The organism is Trinickia fusca (genome assembly GCF_003628145.1).
GTDB classification, from domain to species: Bacteria; Pseudomonadota; Gammaproteobacteria; order Burkholderiales; family Burkholderiaceae; genus Trinickia; species Trinickia fusca.
Genome location: NZ_RBZV01000004.1, coordinates 73,109 through 78,857, shown reverse-complemented (window position 1 = coordinate 78,857; position 5,749 = coordinate 73,109). Strand labels below are relative to the sequence as shown.

1 protein-coding gene is annotated in these 5,749 nt (G+C 64.8%); it reads right to left on the bottom strand.

Annotated features, from left to right (window positions below; translation table 11 throughout):
- Positions 1-5,749: non-ribosomal peptide synthetase (locus tag D7S89_RS27420; protein ID WP_121277995.1), on the bottom strand; the 5,749-nt coding region annotated here is incomplete at both ends.

The window sequence follows — 5,749 nt, the reverse complement described above, 5'->3', positions numbered from 1 at the left end:
GTGGCGTGCGATGACGGCCGCTTCACGCACGGCCTCGTGCGTGGCGAGCTGCGCTTCGATCTCGCCCAGCTCGATGCGAAAGCCGCGGATCTTCACCTGGTCGTCGTTGCGGCCGAGGAATAGGAGATTGCCGTCGGGCAGGTAGCGGGCGAGGTCGCCTGTGCGGTACATGCGGGCATCGGCATCAGCATTGCCTGAGCCGGTCGCGTGTGCGAAGGGATCGGGCAAGAAGCGTTGCGCGGTGAGTTCGGGACGGTTCAGATAGCCGCGTGCGACGCCCACGCCACCGATATAAAGCTCACCGACCGCCCCGATGGGCACTGGGGTGTGATGCTCATCGAGCACGTAGAGACGCGTGTTCGCAATCGGTTTGCCGATTGGGACGGCCTCGCCATCGAAGCCGACGGGGCAGGTCCAGGCGGTCACGTCAATGGCCGCTTCGGTGGGGCCGTAAAGGTTGTGCAGCTGCGCTTGAGGCAGCAGGGCCTGGCAGCGTCGCGCGGTGGCGGCGGGCAACGCCTCGCCGCTGCAGACGATGCGCACGAGCGAGGTGCAGCGGTGCACGCCTGGGGCATCGAGAAAGCCGCTGAGCATGGAGGGCACGAAGTGCATCGTGGTGATCTGGTGCCGGCTGACGATGTCGGTCAGATAGTCGGCATCGCGGTGGGCACCGGGCTCAGCCATGACGAGCGTGGCGCCGTAAGCAAGGGTCCAGAAGAACTCCCAGACGGAGACATCGAAGCTGAAGGGGGTCTTTTGCAGGACGACGTCGTGAGTGCTCAGGCTGTAGGCGGCCTGCATCCAAGTGAGACGATTGATGAGAGCACGATGCTCGTTCTGAGCGCCCTTGGGCATACCGGTGGAGCCGGAGGTGTAGATGACGTAGGCGAGGTGGCGTGAGTTCAGACCCAGGGCATGGGGATCGAGGTTGCTGGCGGGCTGCCGGGTCCAGGGGCTCGCTTGCGGATCGGCATCGACATCGACGACGATGAACTGACCGAATCGATCCTCACCGATACTCTCGCAAAGCGCTTGGCGCCCGCGTTGATCGACGAGCGTGACCGCAGGTGCTGCATCGGTAACGATGTGCGCCAAGCGCGCGTTCGGATAGGCAGGATCGAGCGGCACGTAGGCACCACCGGCCTTGAGAACGGCCAGCAGGGCCACGACCATCGCGCTGCTGCGTTCGAGGCAGACGGCGACGCGTGCATCGGGCACCACGCCCAAGCCGAGCAAATGACGCGCGAGGCGATTGGCGCGGGCATTGAGCTCCGCATAGGACAGGCGCTCATCGCCCGAGATCACCGCGGTGCCATCGGGCGTGCGCTCGACCTGCGCCTCGACGAGCTGATGCAGACACGCATGTTCGGGATAGGGCGCATCGGTCGCATTCCATGTTTCGAGCAGCAACGCTCGCTCATCGTCAGGCACGACCGAGATGGCACGAGCGGGCGCATCAATAGCGGCACATGCACGCTCGATGAAGTCGAGCAACCGCTCCGCATGGCGCGACACCGTGACGGGATCGAACAGCGCAGCGTTGAACCGAAGCTCGACGTCGATCGGCGCGTTCCTGCCGAACTGAGTAAAGAGGAACGACAGGCCGCTCTCAGGTCCTGAGAGCCACTGTACCTGCGCGGGCTGGCCGGCGATTTCGACGGGATGGCGCAAGAACAACGTGTTGACGCTGACCTGCGTGTGACGGCGATCGAGCCCGAAGCGTCGGACCATCTCGCCATAGGGAAATCTGCCATGCCGCAATACGTCTCTGAAGTTGTCGCGGATGCCGCGCAACGCGGTCGAGAGCGGCGCGTCTCCATCGAACGAGACATGAAGCGGAATGACCTGAGCGAACTGGCCCGGGATGTCGAGTGCCTCTCTCGCCCGATTGAGGAACGATAGGCCTACGACCGTGCGGTTTTCGCCGGTCAGGCGCGAAAGGTAGTGTGCCGTCAATGCGGTCAAGCATTCGGCTTGCGATAGCGCCAACGTCTTCGCCGCATCGGCGAGCCCGCCTTGCAGCGTGGGCGAAAGCGTTCGGCGTGTCGACAGCACGACTGGCGGCACCTGTGTGGCGCGAGGGCGGTCGGCAACGAGCGTCACCAGCGCGGGACCATCCATCTTCGAGCAGGCCGATTGCCAGAACGCGGTATCGCGCTCATAGGTGGGCGAGCACAGGTAGCGCTCCTCGAGCGGCAAGGTGTCGAGAAACAGGCGATCGGTTTCAAAGCGTTGTGCCGGGTCCTTTTCGAGCGCCGCATAGTTCTGCGTGACGCGTCCGAATGCGCGGAGGGCGGACCACCCGTCGTTTTGCAAGTGATGGGAGCGTAGCGCGACGAGCACGCTGTCGGGCCACTCGAAGACGCCAATGCTCGTGGTCCTGTCTTCGGCTATTTCGTTGAGCCTATGGTGCCAGGCGAGCACCGCTTGCTGCTGCGCCTCCACCGTAGCCGATTCACGCATGACGATGTGTTCAAAACACGCAGTGGCCGGCATCGCTGCTTCGCGTTGAAGGCCGGTATCGGCGAATTGCAGCGAGGTCGATTGGCACTGCGTCAGCAGCGCCTGCGCGGCGACGGTGAGCCGCGCACGATCGATCGCGGACGGGCATTGCATGACCGCCAAGGCGAAGAACGACGTACCGCGAGGAGACGTTTGCTCTTGCAGCCAGACGGCCTGTTGAGCAGGCGAGAGCGCATACCAGGTGCCGGGCTCGTTCACGCGATGGTCGATCAGCCGTGCGATCTCCGTCGCCGACGGGTGCGTTCGGACCTGATCGAGGCTTGCATTCCAGAGCTCGGCGACCGACAGGCTCGGTCGGCTCAGCCCCTCCGACAGAAACGCAAGGTAAAGATCGAGGATGGCTTCTGCGCTGGCTTGATCGAAGAGATCGGCACTGTACGTCATGTCGGCTCTCACGCGTTCGCCGACTTCCTGGAAGACGAACGCGAGTTCGGCGCCGCGACCGACGTGTTCGCGCGCGACGGCTTCGAGCGTCAGATCGGCCACCGTTGTGCGCATCTCGCCGAACCCATGCTGGAACTGGCAGAACACTTGGAAGATCGGGTCATGCGACGAGGCGCGCGGCGGATTGACGGCCGCGACGATATCGGCAAACGGCAGCTCGCTGACTTCGAGCGCCGACACGAGCTCCTGCGAGGCTGCGAGCAGGTGGCTCGACAAGGAAGCGGTTCGATCTACCTTATGACGAAGCGCAATCGTGTTGACGAAAAGTCCGACCATCTCTTCGGCAGCCTCATGACGTCTGCCTTCGGCCACCGTGCCGATGACGACCTCGCGGCTGTGGGAGAGCTGCATGCACAGCAGCGCCAGCATCGTCTCGAGCACGAGAAACGGCGTGACGTGATGCGATGCCGCGGCTTGCCGCATGCTACGCACGAGATCGGCGCCGAGCATGCGCTCGGTCCGGCCGCCTCGTTCGGATATGACCGGAGGGCGTGGGCGATCGAACGGCAGATCGAGGCAGACGGGCGCGCCCGCGAGCCGTTCACGCCATGATTGCCGCAACTGCGAAAGACGCTCGGCGCTCAGGTGCTGCCGTTCCCACGCCGCATAGTCGCGATACTGCAGCGGCACGGGCGCCAGGTTCGGTGCTTCGTTCGCGGCCAGTGCCGCGTAGGCATGCGTGAAGTCGCGCCAGACGACGTTCCATGAAGCGGCGTCCATCGCGATGTGGTGAATCGCAATGACCAGGACCGCACGCGTGAAAGATTCGATCCATAGCGAGGCGCCGAAGACCGGGCCATGCAAGCAATCGGAGAGCGTCGCAGCTTCGGTCTGCGCCAGATCTATCGCGTCGCGCGTGGGGGCGTGACGACGCACGAGCCGCAAGCGTTCGGCTGGATCGATGACGGGAGCGAACGATCCGGTCGTGTCGTCGCGTACATAGTGCGTGCGCAGAATCTCGTGCCGCTCGACGACGGCGCGTAGCGCCTGCTCGAGCAGGTCTGGTTTCAATTGACCGGTCACGATGAACAGGCGCGAGGAATTGAGCATCGCCGAGCGTGCGTCGTCTGCTTCGATGGCCAGCACGCGTGCTTCGGCGAAGGACAGCGGCATGACGGCGTGGCGATCGACGCGGACCATGTCGTGCCTGTTTTCTGGAGAGGGGGCATCTTCCAGCGCCGCGGCGAGCTCTGCCACGGTCGGTGCTTCGAACACCTTGCGCAGGGGTAGCGCTTTGCCCGTTTCAGTCCGAAGGCGCGAGACCATGCGCACGGCAAGAATCGAATGGCCACCCAGCTCGAAGAAATGGGCGTGGCGTCCGACGCGGGCAACGCCGAGCAGCGATTCCCAGACTTGTGCGATCGCACTTTCCAATGCGCCCAGCGGTGCTTCGTATTGCGCTTGGGCGAAGGCCTGATCGTCGGGTTCGGGTAGCGCGCGGCGATCGAGCTTGCCGTTGGCCGTCAGCGGCATGGCTTCGAGCACGACGAAGGCGGCTGGCAGCATGTACTCGGGCAGACGTTCGGCAAGATGGGCGCGCAGGTGCTGGGCTAGGTCGGCATCGGATGCGCTCGTGCGCGCGTCTTCCCGTACGGTGACGTAGGCGAGCAGACGCGCTTGGCCACTCGCGTCGTGGCGTGCGATGACGGCCGCTTCACGCACGGCCTCGTGCGTGGCGAGCTGCGCTTCGATCTCGCCCAGCTCGATGCGAAAGCCGCGGATCTTCACTTGGTCGTCGTTGCGGCCGAGGAATAGGAGATTGCCGTCGGGCAGGTAGCGGGCGAGGTCGCCTGTGCGGTACATGCGGGCCTCGGCATCGGCATTGCCCGAGCTGGCGGCGCGCATGAAGGGATCGGGCAGGAAGCGTTGGGCGGTGAGCTCGGGACGGTTCAGATAACCGCGAGCGACGCCCACGCCACCGATATAAAGCTCACCGACGGCCCCGATGGGCACCGGGGCGTGATGCTCATCGAGCACGTAGAGACGCGTGTTCGCGATCGGCTTGCCGATTGGCACGGCCTCGCCATCGAAGTCGACGGGGCAGGTCCATGCGGTCACGTCGATGGCCGCTTCGGTGGGGCCGTAAAGGTTGTGCAGCTGCGCTTGAGGCAGCAGCGTCTGGCAGCGTCGCGCGGTGGCGGCGGGCAACGCCTCGCCGCTGCAGACGATGCGCACGAGCGAGGTGCAGCGGTGCACGCCTGGGGCATCGAGAAAGCCGCTGAGCATCGAGGGCACGAAGTGCATCGTGGTGATCTGGTGCCGGCTGACGATGTCGGTCAGATAGTCGGCATCGCGGTGGGCGCCGGGCTCAGCCATGACGAGCGTGGCGCCGTAAGCAAGGGTCCAGAAGAACTCCCAGACGGAGACGTCGAAGCTGAAAGGGGTCTTTTGCAGGACGACGTCGTGGGTGCTCAGGCTGTAGGCGGCCTGCATCCAAGTGAGACGATTGATGAGAGCACGATGCTCGTTCTGAGCGCCCTTGGGCATACCGGTGGAGCCGGAGGTGTAGATGACGTAGGCGAGGTGGCGCGAGGTCAGGCCCAGGGCATGGGGATCGAGGTTGCTGGCGGGCTGCCGGGTCCAAGGACTCGCTTGCGGAGCGGTATCGACATCGACGATGGTGAGCTGGGCCAGCTGACTGTCACCCACGGAGTCGGCGAGCGCTTGGCGCCCGCGTTGATCGACGAGCACGACCGCAGGTGCTGCATCGCCAACGATGTGTGCCAGGCGCGCGTTCGGATAAGCAGGATCGAGCGGCACGTAGGCACCACCGGCCTTGAGC